The organism is Coleofasciculus sp. FACHB-542 (genome assembly GCF_014695825.1).
Classification (GTDB): domain Bacteria; phylum Cyanobacteriota; class Cyanobacteriia; order Cyanobacteriales; family FACHB-T130; genus FACHB-T130.
Map to the genome: position 1 here is coordinate 28,666 of NZ_JACJPB010000005.1, position 19,627 is coordinate 48,292.

13 protein-coding genes are annotated in these 19,627 nt (G+C 46.1%); 6 read left to right on the forward strand and 7 right to left on the reverse strand.

The genetic code is table 11. The annotated features are described in order from the left end of the window. Window positions 1-193 precede the first annotated feature (193 nt). The 7 genes from H6F52_RS00530 to H6F52_RS00560 all read right to left on the reverse strand — a co-directional run bounded on the left by H6F52_RS00530 (window position 194) and on the right by H6F52_RS00560 (window position 11,551). Window positions 194-1,258 carry an MAE_28990/MAE_18760 family HEPN-like nuclease gene (locus H6F52_RS00530; protein ID WP_242033803.1) on the reverse strand — a complete coding sequence of 355 codons (1,065 nt, stop codon included), beginning with the start codon at window positions 1,256-1,258 and terminating at the stop codon, window positions 194-196. Further along, complete coding sequence (locus H6F52_RS00535) at window positions 1,259-2,449, reverse strand: DUF262 domain-containing protein (protein ID WP_190531195.1); 1,191 nt, start codon at window positions 2,447-2,449, stop codon at window positions 1,259-1,261. 39 nt (window positions 2,450-2,488) lie between these two features. Beyond that, window positions 2,489-2,791, reverse strand: a complete 303-nt coding sequence (locus H6F52_RS25545; protein ID WP_242033804.1) for a hypothetical protein — start codon at window positions 2,789-2,791, stop codon at window positions 2,489-2,491. A gap of 297 nt (window positions 2,792-3,088) precedes the next feature. Beyond that, window positions 3,089-3,661, reverse strand: a complete 573-nt coding sequence (locus tag H6F52_RS00545; RefSeq protein ID WP_190531197.1) for a GNAT family N-acetyltransferase — start codon at window positions 3,659-3,661, stop codon at window positions 3,089-3,091. A gap of 212 nt (window positions 3,662-3,873) precedes the next feature. Beyond that, window positions 3,874-4,701, reverse strand: coding sequence for a pentapeptide repeat-containing protein (locus tag H6F52_RS00550; protein ID WP_190531199.1), 828 nt, complete (start codon window positions 4,699-4,701; stop codon window positions 3,874-3,876). A 209-nt stretch (window positions 4,702-4,910) separates the two neighbouring features. Then, a complete protein-coding gene (gene xylB, locus H6F52_RS00555; RefSeq protein ID WP_190531201.1) occupies window positions 4,911-6,350 on the reverse strand; it encodes a xylulokinase in 1,440 nt (479 codons plus the stop codon). Between the two features lie 20 nt (window positions 6,351-6,370). Beyond that, a complete protein-coding gene (locus H6F52_RS00560; protein ID WP_190531228.1) occupies window positions 6,371-11,551 on the reverse strand; it encodes a PAS domain S-box protein in 5,181 nt (1,726 codons plus the stop codon). Window positions 11,552-11,870: 319 nt separating this feature from the next. Here H6F52_RS00560 and H6F52_RS00565 point away from each other — a divergent pair, with 319 nt between their 5' ends. From H6F52_RS00565 to H6F52_RS00595, 6 genes are all read left to right on the forward strand, one after another. Then, window positions 11,871-14,090: an AAA family ATPase gene (locus H6F52_RS00565; protein ID WP_190531204.1), complete on the forward strand. Its 2,220-nt coding sequence runs from the start codon at window positions 11,871-11,873 to the stop codon at window positions 14,088-14,090. A gap of 41 nt (window positions 14,091-14,131) precedes the next feature. Further along, complete coding sequence (locus H6F52_RS00570) at window positions 14,132-14,422, forward strand: hypothetical protein (RefSeq protein ID WP_190531206.1); 291 nt, start codon at window positions 14,132-14,134, stop codon at window positions 14,420-14,422. A gap of 195 nt (window positions 14,423-14,617) precedes the next feature. Then, window positions 14,618-15,574, forward strand: coding sequence for a hypothetical protein (locus tag H6F52_RS00575; RefSeq protein ID WP_190531208.1), 957 nt, complete (start codon window positions 14,618-14,620; stop codon window positions 15,572-15,574). Between the two features lie 238 nt (window positions 15,575-15,812). After that, on the forward strand, window positions 15,813-16,799 hold the full coding sequence (locus tag H6F52_RS00580; protein WP_190415974.1) for a restriction endonuclease: 987 nt from the start codon (window positions 15,813-15,815) through the stop codon (window positions 16,797-16,799). A 587-nt stretch (window positions 16,800-17,386) separates the two neighbouring features. Further along, window positions 17,387-17,806 (forward strand): hypothetical protein, encoded by a 420-nt coding sequence (locus tag H6F52_RS00590; RefSeq protein WP_190415972.1) that lies wholly within the window; start codon window positions 17,387-17,389, stop codon window positions 17,804-17,806. A gap of 377 nt (window positions 17,807-18,183) precedes the next feature. Next, window positions 18,184-19,131: a D-2-hydroxyacid dehydrogenase gene (locus H6F52_RS00595; RefSeq protein ID WP_190531212.1), complete on the forward strand. Its 948-nt coding sequence runs from the start codon at window positions 18,184-18,186 to the stop codon at window positions 19,129-19,131. Window positions 19,132-19,627: the final 496 nt, after the last annotated feature.

Genomic DNA, 19,627 nt, shown 5'->3' on the forward strand with positions numbered 1-19,627 from the left:
GGAAATGAGCTGTAACCAAACAGCCATTAGGCAGATGCAATAGCTAGGAAATCTAATTATCAAGATCGAAAACAAGTGTAAACAAAAAATAAAGTTGTTGACTAGAAAATAAATTTCTATCTAAAGAATAAAGCTTGCCACGGGTAAATACCTGGGGTAGTTGGGAGGTTATGGATGGGACGCGATCGCTCTTTTACGAAACCATATACAGGCGTAACCCTTCTCTCGCTTCGGCGTCGAACTTTAACCCCACCACCTTTTCTTCAGTGTTTATTACCGCCTGCTCTTTCTCAACCCATACCCCACCCTCTTCCATCTGAATACTCTCAATGGTGGCCAACTGACAGTACGAACTTGCCTCGTTAATCAAAAAAAGGCTTGTCCCGATTAACAAGGTAGTTTCCTTAATCTTTGCTCTTGTAGCCTTACAAGCCGGAAACCACCTTGTAATTTGACCAATTTCCTTCGCTTGTCCTATTGATTTCTGCCGATCAACAACTTTATAAGTCACCAACTCAGCTAGGGCTTGACACAAGGTTTCGACAAAGTCGCATAATTCTAGCAGCGCCTTTGAACCCAGGATGTTGTCTATATCAGCCCCGTGAGCTGCATCATTGCGATAGGTAATCAGTTCCTTGAGTTCTCCTTCCGCAGTGTTTCCACTTGCCCGAACCTCCAAGAAATGCTTTACGGCTCTATGCTTCTCCACCCAGCCCCAAGCATTTGGGATTCCAGCGCTAGTTAACAATTGCTCCAGCACTCCTTTCCATAAATTTTGCTCGTGCAAGAGAAACGCATCGGGCAACAAGGCGTATTCCTCTTCACCAGTAACCCCACGAAATAAACCTCGAACAACCTGGTCAATCGAAAGGTGTTCAAACCTGTTCTTCTTTAGGTCACACAGCAAACGTCCCACACCCATCCGGTGAGTATTCTGGATTGTTTTTTCGAGATCTATATAACGTGGAAATATACTCGGCAGAAGCCTTACCCAATCGGTGACTAAGTTTTCAACAAAACGTTCATAAATGGCATACAAGCGCGTTACCACAGTACAGTGATCGTACACTCGCCATTCGGTTAGCCCTGGCACATCCTTCATTAGTACAGTAAGTTCTGTTTCCTCGTCCGATTCCTGTCTTGTTACAGAACCCTTTGCAAACACAATTCCTCTAACCCTCTCGTTAGTCTGGATGAGTGCCCGGACAGTGTAAATATTCCCTTTCACTGTCTTGAGAAGCCCTTGAAACATCGTCATTTACTCTCCAATGACTTGCGAAATCATGCCATCGAATAGTCTTAGTCGCTCCTGGATATCAGCCTTAGTCCTTCCAGCACCTATCAATAGTTTTGATTCATCCTCTCTAAAAAGCTCCTTTGTCTTTTCAATCACTCTTAACTTTCGTTCAACTAACACGTTTGCGTGGGGCAAATTCCTGCTAAAGCTGACCATAACTGCATCGTAATAGGCTTTATGAGCGCGATTCTTCCAGGTATTAGACTCCGGATCATAGGGCTTAAATAAAGCCTCTTCGTAGATTGTGTGAGCCAGAGTGAGGGTTTCTAAAAAAAGGTTTTTAAGGAACTTGATATCTCCATCGGAAAAGTTCAGACTTCTTATCATATAGAGGTTGAAAAATCTCTCTAATCCGCTCTGAAAGTTATCGGCGTGCCGCAAAGAGAAGAAACGAAGAATCAACTCCGCATCTTCCATCTTTTGATAGAGTTTGTTTTTAGCCAGTTTATTCGATACTGCCTCTGTTTTTTCAGGAGTTTCTATAGGGATTCCCCAAGCCTCCGCAAATATGGGATGACGCGCTAGTTCGAGCAACAGTGAGTTGAACTTTCCCTGATACAAACAATTGCGTACCTCCTGGGAACTTAAATCCACCCCTCCATTATTAAGGCGCTCGAAGGTAAGCTGCTTTAGGAGCAGCGCTTCTTCAGGATTAGATGCCGACTCTGTGATAAGTACTATAGATGAGATAGAGCGACGGTCAATTCCTGCCCTAATTTTCCCAGGAAGTTCAGCGTAATTACGTCCATTCAGTTCTGGCCAAAGTTCGAGTCCAGTCAGCTTGAGTCGGTTTTCATAAAAAGCTTGAATGGCGTTGATTCTCTGTTGACCATCCATCACCTCATACGAGTTAAACTTCGTCTCGTAAAGAACAATTGGAGGGACGGGAATGTTTATAAGAAACGACTCGATTAGTCGTGATTGCATCTTTGAATCCCAACGCGCCCTTCTCTGATAAAAAGGTCGTAAATCCATATAATCAGGCTTTTTTAAGGCTTCAACAAAGTTAGGAAGCTTTTCACGATTGATTTCGGTGAGTATTCTTTGCTCTCCTTTCTCGTACTTTGCATTTATCTCACCATCAGACATTTCTGTGCGATTTTTTGAGGTTGACACCTCCCACATCTTTTCTTCAGTTGGTGCAAGTGGCATTGGCTGCTTCCTCCAGAAGAGCGGTATTATAAAACATTGTCAAAATTCAAAAGAATCAACTACGTCCAGTTCAAATTTTTCGTGGATAATTGTATGTCCAATGCTTCTGTAAACTTCATAAAAAATATACGATTTACTAAAAATTAATAACGCAGTTACTAATGCTAAACTTGCTGATATTTGGCAATCATTGCTAAAGCTCTTGTTTAGAATGCTAAAGCCTTTATTGTTCACTGCCTCAAACCAGTCTTCAATCAACACATCAAAGGTTTTAGGTAATCTACGGAGCGCACCCATATCAACCATTGTCCTTCCAGGAGAACGGGCATAAATTTTGACCATGTTGTAGGGGACTCCTGACTGGTTGGCAACTGCCCGAAGTGTTCAATTTTCTTTGCCAGCAAACTCCTTAATTCTAAAATTAACCAGTTCATCTCTAGAGATGAACTGGTTAATTTTAACCTATTTTAATTAGTAATATAAAAAAATATCATTTTAGTTTAGCAAAAAAAGTTATTGCTCCGGTGATGAATCATCACAACAACTCCATTGACAGGAGTATCTTGTCAGTTGTCAAGCGCTCGCACTAAAACACAACTTACGGCTTTAATCAAACAGATGCGCTCTTAAAGAAATTAGTTAGGAAGGTGGCAAAGGTGGCACTGCGAATCCAAGTATGAAGTAGAATTTGCCGTTAAACTCAAACTCTCTGAGCATCTCCATACCAAGTTTTTGAGTATGCGCCCGAAGACTTCGCAAATTGTCATTGACTACGAAAGCAACGCCAGCATTGAACCGTGTGGCGACTTGAGCTAGAAGTGCTTGAAATAAACCTTGTAAGATACCACTTCCACGGTAAGCAGTTGCAACACAAACCGGACCATACCAAAAGGAATGATAATTGCTTAAAGGTTGCCCATAAAACATTATGTCTGGATACAAGCTCATTATATATTTGAGCAAGGGAATCTCCTGAGAGTATTCTTGAGTTGTTGCACAAACATATCCAACCACTAGGTTCTCCTGCTCAGCAACCATTACTGCCAAATTTTCGTTGAGCGCTGCCAGATGAAAATCATCCTTAAAGTCAATTGATAGAAAGCCATTCTGCCTCTCTAGCTCAGACAAGTTAGACACGAGATTCTTTCTATGCAAAGCGAGAATTTCAGGATAATCAGCCGCTAATGCTCGTCTAAAAATGATGTTCGTCATGTTTATTATATCTCTTGCAAATTAGCTCAAAAATAGGTATGAACGCCGTAATATAGCAATCTTTTTAAAGCTGTAAACAGGTATTTTTTCTAATTTAGAGACGCGATGTATTTTGTTTTTACTGAAATTTACGCATTATTTAAGATTGTTATAAGCTGTAATACTACTTGCCTGCGGCTATTGAAAAGTTAAAATTTATTCTTCAATAAAATTCAGTCTATGAATTGAGTTAGTACACGTTCCAACTCATCCGGTTGAAAAGTACCCTCAGCAGGTTGCCGATTCTGGTGCGCTGGTTCCAAATAAAGGTATTCACAATAAATATTCGTAAATTGAGTGTGGCGTTTAATCGCCCAATCAAAGATACAAGCTCCTGTCAACACAGCAAAGGAAAAATCTGTATTTTGAATCGCACAATGACTGAAGTTGGCATCGGTTAAGTTCGCTTTCCTAAAGGACGTTCCAGGATTACTTTGAATCGCTTGAATTAGCCATTTGAGAATACGGAAGGTCAAGAACGCGGAAACGAACATCAGCAGTAGGAGGAACAATCCTTGAACGATTGCTCCATCAACGAAGCCAAGGATGCTAACAATCACAAGCCCAAGGGTGAGCGTCACCATTACTGCAAACAGTACAGCAATGGCTGCAATGTTCAAGAAGCTCGTGATTTGTGGAAAGCGGAAGGCAATCTTATCCCGGATGAAGCCTCCCAACACCAGAGCTAATATCGGAAGCGCGCTGAAAAAGAAGTTGAGTCCCTTATTAGAGCGATCGCCCAACAATACCATTGACACTTGGGCAGCGATCGCGCTGAAGACAAGTAAAACAACTGGACCAACGATAGCGGCAGCAACTAGAATATTTACCTGGCGGCGGCTCTGACCCGTTTTGGCCCTCTCAAACGTTGCCCCAATTAAGGTCGCCCCGGTGAAATTGCACCCCCGCAAGTCAGAGCCACTGAAGTCTGCGTCAGCCAAGTCCTGCCCTTTGAAAGAGCAATTTTGCAAGTTTCGGTTGGCGTAGTTTCGATTGGTCATTATTTGCTGGCTTCATCAGTATCAACAGCTACAGAGTATATTTTCATAAAATTGCCCGATGGTAGGACTTACGCATTGACAGAAGCCAAGTTCTGGGCAGTCGCCCAGCTTCTTTTCTAGGGGTTTCAGGATGAAGTCAGGCGCTACCTGAAGAGACAGATTTCAGTTTATACCCATTTTAAATTAACCTTCTTGAGGCATAACTTCTCTCAGATTTTTTTAAGTTGTGGATAAAGGGATTGATATCGCATCCAAGCCTCTTCTAAGTTTGAATCAACTGATTGGGGAGTTGCAGCAAGCGTTGGGGTGGCTGCCAGTTTGAGCGTGTCATTAGCATCTGCGTATACACCAATTCCGATACCCGCCAATAGAGCAGCACCACGCGCGGAAGCAGCAGCAACGGTAGTTGCATAGAGGGGTATTCTCAATACATCAGTTAGTAATTGTTTCCAAGGCATTTCTGCCGTTCCACCGCCGGCTAAACGCAGTTGTGTCGCTTTAAAACCTGTTGCCTCTAGTGCTTCAAAACCTTGTCGCAAGGCAAAAGCAACTCCCTCTAAAGCCGCCCGCATCAGGTGCGCTTGTGTGTGATGAAGTCCAAGCCCTACCCATGCCCCACGTACATAGGGGTCAAGATGTGGAGTTCGCTCGCCTGTGAGATATGGCAAGAATGTCAACCCTTCACATCCTGGGGGAACAGAAAACGCTTGAGTATAGACTTGCTCCCAGCTCAAGCCGAGGATACCTCGCACCCACTCAAGCGCTAACCCCGCATTTTGCATTGCGGCAAGGGTGTACCACTGGTTCGGTACGGCGGCTCGATAGAGATGTGTACGACCATGAGGATCGATAATGGGTTGGGATCGAGGTGTAATGATTTGAGCGCCTGTGCCGATGGTTAGTTGAACTAAACCAGGTAGTAGTCCGTTACCAAGTGCCGCCGCTGCCGTATCCGCAGCACCAGCGATCGCGGGTAAGCCAACAGGTAAGCCAAGATGCTCTGAAGCAACAGTTGTTAGGTAGCCGGAGATCGCACTAGACGGGATAATTTTAGGTAACTGATCGCAACGTAGATTCAGCGCTGAGATGGCATCCCCTGCCCAGTTGTCCGACACAACATCGTAAAGCAAAGTACCGCTAGCATCAGATGGTTCGGTTGCGACTTCTCCAGTCATCCGTAACCGCAGCCAATCTTTTGGCTGGAGTGCCCAACGGGCTTCGGTGTAGACAGTAGCCTCGTGTTCTCGTAGCCACAACAAAGTGGGGCCGGCCATTCCAGCCGTAACCGGGTTGCCCAAGCGCTCTAGAATAGTGGCATCGAGCGAATGATAAGTGTTAAGCGTGGCACTAGAGCGAGTATCTGCCCAGAGGATAGCAGGACGCAGAGGCTGACCCGACTCCGAAGCTAGGACAACACCATGCATTTGTCCTGAAAGTGCGATCGCCTGTACCCCATCAGCGCGATCTCCCACTGCCTTCCTAACAGCCGAGGCAACAGCTAACCACCAATCTTGTGGTTCCGACTCAGCCCATCCAGGGTGGGGTGAATGAACGGGATAAGAGCTTGATGCTTCACCTATAGTGGTTCCGTCTGTCGCTAGGAGCAATGCCTTAGCAGAGCCTGTTCCTAAATCTATGCCAAGCAGCATTAGGCTAGTCCTCAAATCATTCAGCGTCTTAGCAAACGGGCGATCGCTTGCACCAATTCTTCCGGTTCGACAGGCTTCGAGATGTGCATCCCAAATCCGGCAGCTAAGGCTTGCTGCTGATTGATTTCTCCAGCATAGGCAGTAAGTGCGATCGCAGGAATCGTGCCTCCCTGTTGGGGCGACCACTTTCTAATTTGCCGAATCAGCGCATAACCATCCATCTCTGGCATCCCAATGTCACATAACAACAGATCGGGGACAGATTGATTCAGGTGGGTCAATGCCTGTACACCCGAAGCGGCTGTCGTAACTTCTGCACCAGATTGCGTCAGGGTGAATGCTGCCAACTCCCGCATATCTGCATCGTCGTCCACAACCAAGACCCGAACACCTGCTAAGTCTGTCGCACTTTCTGAATGCCTGCGATCGGAAGAGGGTTCCGGCTCAACGAGGTTTAACGGGAGCCGGATGGTAAATGTAGCCCCTAAGTTTTGTCCTAAGCTGTCTGCTTGAACGGTTCCTCCATGCAGTTCGGTAAAATGACGGACGATCGCTAGTCCCAATCCCAATCCGCCGAATTGTCGGGTCGTTGTCCCATCTTCTTGACGGAAGTAGTCAAACACATAGGGTAAGAAGTCTCGACTGATGCCTTTTCCAGTATCTTTGACTTGAATCTGAGTATACGTGCCAACTTGCTCTAGTCGCACTTCGATTCGTCCTCCGCTTGGGGTGAACTTCACGGCATTGGAAAGGAGGTTCCAGACTACTTGTTGCAGGCGATTCGTATCGCCTAAAACCGTTCCTGAAACGGGATTAAATATAGTCTGGATTTGAATGTGTTTGGCTTCGGCTGCTAGTCGTACCGTTTCTAGGGCGGCTTCAATCGTTCCTGCTAGATTTACGGGAGCGACGTTTAACGTCATTTTTCCTTGCAGAATGCGGGAAACATCCAACAAGTCCTCAATTAATTGGGCTTGCAGCTTGGCGTTGCGTTCGATCGTTTCCAGGGCTTGCTGCGTTTTTGTGGCATCGAGTCGCCCAGTTCGGAGCAATTTTGTCCAGCCCAGAATCGGATTGAGAGGCGATCGCAACTCGTGGGACAACACCGCTAAAAATTCGTCTTTAATCCGGTTAGCGGTTTCTGCTTTTGCGCGATCGCTTTGAGCCGCCCGGTACAACTGAGCATTGTCAATCGCCAAGGAAGCACGACGAGCCAATTCCTCTGCTAGTTGCAAATCTGCCGGGGTATACTGTCGTTCAGATTCGGCGGCGATAAAGGAGATAACCCCTAGAATTCGTGCCTGAGTTCGTAGTGGCACCGTCATTACCGATCTGAATCCCACCTGCCGTAGAATCTCTAAATGCTCTGAATCACGCGCTGCCTGTACCAACAGTTCATCGGGAATCTCCGGCACCAAATCAGATTCCCCAGTTCGCAATGTAAATGCAGCACCGCGAGGGTCATCGGGGTTTATAGGATACTTGTCTCTAATCTGATAGGCCCATTCCAGCTTGGCAGGGTCGATGTGAGCAACTGCAATCTGCTCGATCGCACCCTCCTCTTCTATCATGTGAACCGTACACCAGTCCGCTAATTCCGGCACTGTAAGCTGCGCGACTCGCTCTAGAGTCGTTTGATAATCGAGTGAGGATGCAAGCACCGCACTTGCCTCAGAGAGAAAGCGTTGGGCAAGCTCTAACCTGACGCGTTCAGTCACATCGACTACATAAATTAAAACCCCTTCTACCTGACCATTTGAGTTAACAGTCGGAAGATAGTAAACGTTGTAATAACCGGGACGGCGATCGCTGCGTCCGGGAACATTCACCGCAAAGTTCGGTGAAATAAAGGGATTTCCTGTGGTGTAGATCTGATGAAAGACTTCAACTAATTTGGGATCGAATTGCCCAAAAAGTTCTGGAATGGAATGTCCTAAGTGTTGCTCGCGGCTTAATCCATTAATTTCTGCTAATGCTTCGTTGATGGCAATAAATCGCTGCTTTTCATCTAACAGAGCAAGTCCAATGGGTGATGTTTCAAAAATAGTTTCCAGTTGGCGCTGTGCGGCTTCTGTCTGAGAACGGGCAAGGCGTTCGCGTTCTAACAGTTGTTCTCGTTCTTGTTCTGCTTGCTTGCGCTCCGTCACATCCAGCACAAGCGATAACACCGAAATCATCCGTCCCGATTCGTCCCTGAGACTGGAGTTATACCACTCGCAATGCACAATGTTGCGATCTTTCGTGTAATTGCGGTTGTATGAAAAAATATGGGGTTCTTCACCATAGACCAGCCGTTGGCAGACTTCAGCAACTGGTTCCAGGTCTTCCTCAAAGACAAAAGGTATCTCTGTTAAAGATTTGCCCAGGATTTCTTCGGCTTTCCAGCCCAAAATGCGCTCTGCACCAACAGACCACCGAATGACTCGAAAGTCTCGATCCCATTCAACCACTGCCATTGGAGAGTTTTCAACATGGAAGTTGAGCTTTTGTAGCGCTTGACGCAACGCCTCTTCCGCTTGCTTGCGTTCTGTGATATTTATGACGACACCAATCGAGTGCTTGGGATTTCCCTGAACATCATAAGTAAACTTTCCTCTCGCTTCCACCCAGTGAACCGAGCCATCTGACCAACGTAGGCGATATTCATGGTGATACTCTTTCTTTTGGGCTATCGCTTGCTGAAATTTCGCCTCAGCTTCTGCTAGGTCATCGGGATGAACCCGACTTGCCCAAACTTCATGGCTGGGTTCGCATTCATTCGGTTGTAGACCCAGGACGGTGAAGTGGCCTTCTGACCAAAGCAATGCATCGGTCTGGATGTCCCAGTCCCACGTTCCCATGCGTCCCACCTTCAAGGCGAGTTGCAGGTGAGCTTCACTTTCTCGCAATTGTTCTTCTGCCCGCGATCGCTCTACGGCTAGCCAGGTTTTTTGAGCAATTCGCTCCATCTGTACCACATCTTCCTCCGTCCAGCGCCGGGGAGCCACATGGTGCAACACCAACAATGCAACAAATCGCCCTTCTTTCACCAATGGAACACACACGAGAGATTTAGTTTGAATTGCATCAAAGGCAGCCGCCCCAACTCCGGTTGTCCGAGGATCGCGATCGACATCGTCTACGACAATAGTTTTGCCCTGCTTTAATTCAGCAATGAGTTCACGACCAAAGGAATCCATATGATGGCTACCGACGATGCTGATGACACCATTGCAATAGTCGCGATCGACGATGACGTATTCCTGAGTGGAATCAATTTCACCGTAGGTACAGCGAGTGACATTGAAGTGCTCTCCTGCGGAGCGAACCACCCGCCACATAATTTCCTTCGAGTCTTGAATGGCACGAATCGCATCATTCAGTTCAATCAGAAACTGCTGCTGTCGTTCTTTTTCCTGTAGCTCTGCCAGCAGTGACTCAATCTGTTGCCTTGCCCGCACCTGGGCTGTCACGTCCATGTTATAAACCAACACGCCCTGAATGGTTTCCTCCGCATCCCGCCAAGGCGCAAAGATGCAGTTGAAAAATCCTTCTTCCAACACACCATTGCTGTTTCGATCCCAGTAAGCAGGCGACTCATTTCCAATGAACGGTTCTCCCGTTCGGTAAACACGATCGAGCGCTTCAAAGTAAATTTGCCCCTCTAGCTCCGGGAAAACGTCCCGCATTGATTTGCCGATAATATCTGAAGTGCGCCCAGCCACTTGCAGATAGGTTGGATTGGCAAATTCATATATAAGATCGGAACCTTTCACAATTCCAATCATGGCAGGCAATTGCATCAGGATGTCATGCAACCGCTGGCGTTCGGTTTCGGCTTCGAGTCGGGCAGATTGTTCTCGTTTTAAAAGGCGATCGCGCTCCGCTTCCATTTGTTTGCGTTGGGTGATGTCAACCGAAACGCCAATCATGCGAACTCCTCGTCCCGTCTCATCCCGATAGACTTGCCCCTGACTGTTGAGCCAGCGCACAACGCCGTCTGGACAAATTACTCGATACTCCGGTGTGTAGGGCTGTTCTCCAGCCATTGCCCCTGCCGTCGCTTGGATCACCTGTTGTCGATCGTCTGGATGAATGAGCGCAACAAACTCTTCTCCCGTCCCTTCATAAAGACCCCAAAAGTCTAGAGCATTAGCAGAACACACCACTCGATTGCTCTGCAAATCCATATCCCAGACAACCGTTTGAGCCGCCGTCAGTGCTAATTGCAGGCGTTCATCGCTTTCTCGGAATGCCTGTTCAATTTGTTTGTAATCGGTCACGTCTTTGAAGATAACGACGGCTGCAATAATCTGTCCCTGGTTATCTAAAATCGGTGCTGAGTTGACGTTAATGAAGACGCGGCTACCATCATCTCGATGAATTTCTATCTGTTCGTTGGTAACGATCTCACCTGTTTTTAGCGATCGCACCAATGGATACTCATGAGGGGCATAGAGCTGACCATTTAAGCGAAAGATTTCACAGGGAATCAGGGGTGCATATTCCTCAAGCTCAAGCAACTGTTCGTAACCATACCCAACAATTTGCTTGGTTTGTTCGTTCGCCAGAGCTAACTTACCGGATGCCGCATCAGCAATCATGACTCCAGCAGGCATTTGTCGCAATACGGCTTCAAATCGGGCGCGTTCAATTTCAAGCTCGTGCAACAACCGTTCTCGTTCTGCCTCCGCTTGCTTGCGATCGCTAACATCTCGAAAATAAATGGCTACCCCTGCCGTCGAGGGATAGGCATTCGCCTCTATCCAACACTGGATCGGTTCCCCAAATTCTTCCCACGAAACAGGAACCTGTTGTGCCACTGCCCGATGTAGTTCCCGATATGCAATGCCACCGACCAACTCAGGAAAAACCTCATTCCAAACGTCCTTGCCCAATAACTCTTCTGGCGTTTTGTGCAGGATTTGAGCCGCCGCCCGATTCACGTAGGTGTAGCGCCAGTCGCGATCGAAGGCGACAAAAGCATCTGTAATGCTTTCTAGAATCGTTGCAACCTTGTGTTCAGTTTCTTGGGCAGGGAACAACTGTTCGCTTTCAAGAGTGCGGGCAAAGCGTTCAATGACTTCAGAGCGAGAAATTCCTCGCCTGTGAGCCTCTTGATCGAGCGATCGCCATGCTGTATCGGTGAGAGATAGGCTAACCCGTTGTTTCGTCTCTGAGTTCCAATTGCTAACAAACTTGCCTGTGCCGTCGCGCTTCATGAACAGCCATCCGTATACATACACGGTCTTCTCTATTCAATCTGAGTCGCTACGTCAGGAGAATCCGTCTTAAGAGAGATGCTTTGGAGAGAGGGAATACGGATACGGATGGTACCTACGAGAATCGGGCTAGCGTTCCTTCCTTTAGCGCTAAACTCATGCAAATTACGCAAGTGTTCGGCAACAGTTTCGACGAAACGTGACGACTCTCAAAGAGCCAGAAACCTTTTTGCGACTTGAGCCGAAATCTAATTTCTGGGGAGGTCGAATGGGTTAGTCTATACTGACAGATGGCAATTCCTAGCGGGTGAAGAGAGGCTTGTTCGACCAGCATAGCCAACAATTAGTGGAAAAAGATGCACCCCTGGCTGCGAGGATGCGCCCACGTACTCTTGATGAGTTTATCGGGCAAGACCACATCCTAGGCTCCGGGCGTTTGTTACGCCGTGCGATTCAAGCTGACCAGCTTTCTTCCCTGATTTTTTTTGGTCCACCGGGTACGGGGAAAACAACTCTGGCTCGGATTATCGCCAATACCACCCGCGCTCACTTCATTGCGATTAATGCCGTCCTTTCTGGGGTAAAAGAAATTCGGGATGCGATCGCTACCGCTCAAAAACGCCAAAAAGAACACACTCAGCGCACAATTCTTTTTGTTGACGAGGTTCATCGCTTCAATAAATCTCAACAGGACGCCCTGCTTCCTTGGGTGGAAAATGGGACGGTGATTCTGATTGGTGCAACCACAGAAAATCCCTATTTTGAAGTTAACAAAGCTCTTGTCAGCCGTTCCCGCATCTTTCAGCTTAAACCTCTCAATGAAGCTGACTTACGCCGCGTCCTCGAACAGGCACTCGCTGACTCAGAACGCGGTTATGGTCAGCTATCTGTAATCTTAGAGCCGGATGCGATCGCACATTTGGTCAATGTCGCTAACGGTGATGCCCGTTCCTTACTCAATGCCTTGGAATTAGCCGTCGAAACCACACCCCCCGACGAAACTGGAACGATTCGCATTACGCTATCTGTCGCGGAGGAATCGATTCAGCAGAGGGCTGTACTCTATGACAAGGAAGGAGACGCCCACTTCGATACGATTAGTGCCTTTATCAAAAGTTTGCGCGGTTCCGACCCGGATGCAGCTTTATATTGGCTAGCAAAAATGGTTTATGCCGGGGAAGACCCCCGCTTCATTTTCCGGCGAATGTTAATTTTAGCCAGTGAAGATGTGGGACTCGCTGACCCCAATGCCTTAGTTGTTGTAAATGCCTGCGCCAGTGCCTTTGAGTGGGTGGGGATGCCAGAAGGACGCTATCACTTGGCTCAAGCCACGCTTTATCTCGCCAATGCGCCCAAATCTAACAGCACGATGGGATTTTTTGATGCGCTAGCGGTGGTTGAAAAGGAACGGGAGGCAGAGGTACCCAATCACCTCAAGGATGCCAACCGGGACAAGAAAGGATTGGGACATGGTGCAGGCTATCTTTATCCTCACGCCTACCGCGACCACTGGGTAGCACAACAGTATTTACCGAGTAGTTTGCAGGGACAGGTGTTTTATCAACCTTCAACACAGGGATTTGAAGGAGAAATTAAGACGCAGGTGGCGCGTCATCGGGAAGCACAGTTGGAAGCAGTGGCAGAAGGTGTTTTTATCTCACCCGTGGAAGTGCTAACAACAGGCCCGACTGACCGCACAGTTGACCGTTGGTTGCAGCGCACGTTGAGTCAGATTGGCGAGCAACTTGGAGGGATACGCGATCGCATTTTCACACTTGCTCAACTTCAGCGTCACCATGTCATTTTGGACTTAAATGCCGGGAGTGGTTTACTCACCTTTGAAGCTTTGCGTCGCGTGCCAGAAGGTGGCGTTTATGCCTGTACTCGCACTGCTGATGAAGCAAAGGCACTCCAAGAGCAAGTGGTAGCGCTTCCAGAACTCAATCGTCCCGTCCTATTGAGTGCTACCTTAACCCAATTGCCAAAGGTTTTAGCTGCCCAATCCTCTGATATCCGATTTGACTGCATCATCGGGCGCAATGCACTTATCCACGAACCGGATAAAGCAGCAGCAGCCAAATGGTTAGCCCAATTACTGCAACAGTCGGGCGTTTTGGTACTTGCAGAAACAGTGCCACGCCACACGCAACGACTTTATCGTTTGCTCGAAAAGTCGAAACCCAATGCCGACTTATACCAGCGATTAGTGGCAGCGGAAGAGGCAATTTACAGCGACATGTCAGATCCAATGGTCAACTGGGATGCGTTTGATTTGAGAAAAGCTTTCGAGTCGGCGGGATTGGTGGTTGAAGTAACTGAGGAGCGATCGCAAACCTCTATGCATATTACACCAGCCTTAATTGACCGCTGGTTCGCAACGACTTCTGTAACGAATAGACCCTCCTATGCGGCGCATTTGGCGAAGCACCTCCAAGAACAAGAAATTCGGACTATAAAAGAGCTATTTATCCGCTCCCTGCTTCATCAGACCGTTAATTGGGAAAGCGCGATCGCTTTTGTACGATCTTCGCTATCGTAGGGGACGTGACGGATTTCCGATTCATTTCGAGTATTTAGATTATGGAAGAAGTTCTTGAGATACTCAAAAAAGTCATTCTAGGGCTAGTTGGTGGTGGAGCGGCGTTATTAGCTTTCTATCTGGCACTGTTTTTTTCGATTATGGTTCTGGTTCCTACCAGTTCTCCTAATCAACTAGAAGAATGGACAAACACTGTGGTGACAGTGTTTGGTATCAAAATGACTCTACTCTGGATGCAACGCTTAAAAGGGGCTGCCATTGGTATGGGTATTGTCCTTCCCCTTGCTGCCATTGCTTGGTTTTCACTCCGAACATTAATTAAGCAACAGTAGTAATAACGAGTAATTTGTAATCAGACAGCAGTTTAACAAAACAGCGGTTAAGTTTTCAATGCTCAACCTAATTTATGGGCTTTGTTGCGGTAGCACTAGCGATTTTACCTTGATTCTGTCACTTAAAAAAAGCACTTCTTCCTATAAATTAGGCTAAAAAGAAGTAGACATCTACTGAAAAAAGGAGCTAAATTCATGAATCAATCTATTTCTAGATTAGTAGATAACCTGCCAAGTAGCAGCATGACCGTTTATATGCTGCGATCGCTTGATTATGTCGTTCCCGGTGAGTGGCAAAACGTCGTAGGGTTTGAAAACACTATCCGTGCGGTGACAGGTGTTACCGACAAAGACCTGATTGAGGAGATTGGCGAGAGAGCGATCGCGCTGTACAACGATCCAACCCAGAGTTATCAACAAACCTTATGGCTTTACCAAACAATTGATCGTGCCGATAGCGCTATCGGTGCAGCAGCACTGGCGAACAAAGTTGGCGAGAAAATCAGTTTTCTGAATTTTTTAAACCAGCTTACTCCCAAAGCGGATACCGTACAAGCGATTGATTTGTCCCTAAAGCTGGTTGTCGAGTTGATTGCCTTTTGTCGGTTGCACGGCATTCCTACCAGCATTGAAGCATTTAGAACTTCTTTAGGAAACTATCACAACGAATCCATAATGCGAATGGCTGCGCTAGTTGCTGTTGATGGATTGATTCCGCTTGGCCCCAACTTCATCCTCAAAGCTCAATCTATTCTTAGCCAGGTCAATCCTTCGCAATTAGAAGGAAATACGACCTATCAGAGTATCAACAGTGCAATCCCTGGCGGTACTACGGCTGGAAAATTAGGCTTCATCGGTGAGAGTTTTGCCTCAGTTAACGGCTGGATGAATAACTTTGTTGCATCTCGCGGGTTAACACAAGAAAATGTTTTGGGGCACTTACAACAGTTTATGAATACGGCTGATAGTAAGTTGGATTATCTAGCTGCATTCCTAGATATGTCAACCAATTACTACGAGCATACGGGTACGCAAACTGTAGCTCGAAATTTGATTTTACGAGCAGCCGAACAAACTGAAGGTAAAGGTAAAGACAAAAAGAAAAAGCACAAGGACAAAGAAAAGGAAAAAGGTAAAAAAAAGAAAGATTAACCAGAGTGCGATCGCTCCTCATTCTCTCAAATGGAGACAAGTACAGGCATCAAACGAGGAATAGAGAGTATAGAGCATGGTCGAACACGCCCTATTGAGGAGTTAGGGCAGGAAATGCTGTAAAAATAGGCTTTCAAGTTAGAACAACTAAGACGGTAGAAGAGCAAATAGAGGCAAATTACCTGTTTGTTAACATACACATTACTATCAAGATTTGATCTTGCAGAAATATCTTACCATGACGCAATCAGAAGAAATATCCGTCTCATTAGATATGATTCGCACTGACAGTGATATTGAATCTAAGGAAAAACAACATATATGTATAATTAAACGTTTTGCCAAAGTTATGCGAGATGGTGACGATTATCCATCAGTTATATGCTTTTTTGATGGCAAGCATTACAGACTTATTTACGGTATTAATCTTTTGAAAGCTGCTGAATTAGCGGGACAGAAGACTATCCTAGTAGATGTTCATTCTAACCCGTATATTTATCCACGCAAAAATGACGATAAGGGTAGGACTGTTAAGAAGGTACTATCCCTACTAGAGGCAATGGGTGAAGATGAGAAATTGAACTGGTCAACCTATAAAATTGCTGCTATATGTTGTGTTAGCGAGCGCACAGTCTGTAATTGGATCAAGAAATGTGGCTACGAAGCTCCCGAAGTAATTCAAGCATGGAATAGACACGGTGCAAAAAGAGATTACCAAGTTAATACACATAACATTCGTCAAAGCAATCAATCAAAATCAAAAGCAAATGGATTTAATTGGACTGCTATTAATGACAAGCAATTTGAAGAAATTGTGTATGAACTAGTCAAGTCTTATAATCCAAATTATATCGATTGGAGAACTGGAACAGGTGGTAAGGGCAGAGATATAGAGGCTAAGTTCAAAATAAATGGTGGCTTGGATGAAGAGAGAGAAGAACTCTACTTTATTGAAGCCAAGCACTTTAAAAAAGGCGTAAACTGGGTACATCTTTCAAATGCATTTACTTGGGCAGAAAAATTCAAGCCTTCAGTTTTTGTTATTGCTGTTTCAAGTCATTTAGCTAATAATTGTAGAGATGAAATATCAGATTGGGAAAAGATTCATTCATATATTCATGTTATTCGTTGGGATCGAAAAAATATTCAAGAATTAGTTTTATCTAAACCAGCTGTCAAAAATCTAGCTGTAAAGTTAAAACTAATACCTAAATCTATGCAATGACAATTGCCTTAAACTTTTAGTGAGATCGCCTACCGCCGTAGCTTGGGTTGACGCTCTTGTAAGCCAACGCCCACTTCCGTCCAATATCTACGCCAAAGGCAGCAATCGCATTTCAGCATTGGTGAGGATAGCGATCGCTTAATTTATCAATCGCGCCAGATCCCAATTAGTCTGCCTCAGAAATGCACTCGCTAAAGATGTCATTCAAGTCAAATCTAGGGAAAAATTGGCTCTGTTGAACTAAAACGTAGCGCTCATCGTGGAACTGATAAATTTCAATTTTCTGTCGGCGGATGATCCAATGATGGTTGTTACGATGCATTCGTTACGATGCAGTCGCCGGTGATGACTGCCAAAAAGACTAACGGGGAAAAGAAACCACGCGAAAAGATGCTTCTGCGGATAGAGATTCCCTACACTCAGTAGAAGTAAGAGTGGGATGCGATCGCTCTCTAGAAATCCTCAAGAGAATTTGATTCTTTCTGTTGCCACTCGATTTTATACATCGCACCCCTATTTTTGCGCCATTTTGTAGACTTTAGGTAAGCCACTCAAAGTGGCGGCTTACTGAGTAAAGAAGCATTACCATGTCTGAAACTCAACCAGTACCAGAAAAAACCAATGCTGCTCCCACCGTACAGAATTCTCCACAACTCAAGCCGGGAGGAATTCTCAGCAATTGGAAAACCAGAGTCGGGATTATCGCTACGGCAGTCATTGCTGTTGTTTTTGGCTTGTTTGTTCTCGGTTTCTTTTGGCAGCACATGATTGCAGGGATGGGTATGAGGTCTTGGTCTAGCCATGCGCGTGCCACACCGATTGAGTGCATGATTAAGGACACGAACAATGATGGTTATGTTAGCTGTAGCGCCATGCTAGGTGGCGAAGTCGTACCACTTGAGTGTGGAGCCAACATATTGAATATTGGCTGCCGAGTGAATTATGGTGCAGCGGCTGCTCCTCCCGTGCGTCCATTCAATCTGCCAAATGTTCGCGGAAGTTCCTGAAATTCTAAGAAACTTTTGCCCAAAGTTCCACAGAGCTAGCGCTTAACATCTCAAACTAGGTGTTCCTGAGTCGCGATCGCAGATGGTTTGGCGTACACACTCTACTCTACTGGAGACTAAGTAGAACGAATTTCGTGCAGAATTCTGCAACGACAGAAAACATCACTCTCCTCAATATCGGAGAGTTTACACCAAACTATTTGCGGTTCCCGCCCCAAGCTTACCAAACCATCTGCGGTTGAATCAAAAACAGCCTAAAGACCAAAACCCTTGCGTGTCGTCACTTCCCCCCACTTCCTGCATACATAGTCCAGAATTCACCAAACCATCTGCTATCACGCGATGGATGGCAAATTCGTTCCGATATCAGACCAAATATGAAACTAATAATCCCTACCGAAATTGCATCTGATATCGAGCCGCGTTTACCTCCCAATTTACAGGTGGTACGTGTGGATAGTGAGGGCAATCTTGACGGCGATGCCAGCGATGCTGAAGTTTATTTCAACTGGATTCTGCTAAAACCAACTACTTTGCATAAAGTTCTCGCGGCTGCACCCGCGCTGCGTTGGCAACACACCCCTAGTGCCGGGGTAAATCACATTCTGACACCAACGTTTTTGGAACGGGAGATTACGCTCACGAATGGCGCAGGGGTTCATGCAATTCCGATTGCGGAATTTGTCCTGATGTTTATGCTCTATCATGCGAAGAATTTACCTCAACTACAAGCGTTTCAAGCTGAACGTAATTGGGGGAGAGGCATAACACTGAAAGAGTTGAAGGATGCAACCTTGCTAATTATTGGTGCGGGAAGTATTGGCGTCGCGATCGCGCAACGTGCGTCATCTTTTGGAATGAGAGTTTGGGGTAGCCGTCGCCATCCCGAACCGCTACCGGAGTTTGACAAAGTCGTGAGTGCAACCGAATGGCGATCGCTGCTTCCGGAAGCTGATTATGTCGTCGTTAGCACACCTTTGACACCGGAGACGAAAGGCACGATGGACGCAGCAGTTTTTCAAGCCATGCGTCCATCTGCCTTTTTCATTAATATTGCTAGAGGTGCAATCGTCGATGAAGCTGCATTGCTGACTGCTCTTCGAGAAGGCTGGATTGCAGGCGCTGCATTAGACACTTTTTCCGCAGAACCCATACCGCCAGATAGTCCTTTTTGGTCTCTGCCTAACGTCTTTATTTCACCCCACTGTTCGGCAGATTCGCCACAAACTTACCAGCGATCCTTAGAACTGTTTTTGGAGAATTTGAGCCGCTATCAAGCTGGTTTACCGCTGCGAAATGTAGTGGATAAGCAAGTGGGTTACTAATATTTTTCCCACTCATCCTCTGCAATTAACAATTCGAGATTCTCAAAACTTCCTGACTCTCACTGCTGCTTTAGCACAAAAGTTCTCAATAGAGGACTTGTAGCGAGTGCGAAGACGTGAAGATACTTGCTTAGGACTTGTGTAACTGTCACAGAGCAGTTTATAGGGTGCCTTCGCGCGATCGCCTTGGTTCAATTACAGTTGATTACGCAACGCAACAGGACGCACTCAGCAACCTTTAGCCTAGATGATGGGTATGATTTCTAGGCTGGCTTGCAGATTTTAGGGCGAACCATAAGCGTAGGAACGTGACGGTGAAACTTCGGTAACACGTACTTATTTTGTCCCGCCTTATCCTTATAATTAATCTTGGTCAATCAGCCTTTCAGGGACTACCTCATACTGCCTAGTTCGTCAACTAGATTTTCTTAACGATAAAAAAGTACATCTAGGGATTCTCGCAACGAAAGCTGTTCAATGGCTCCACTGAGCTAGT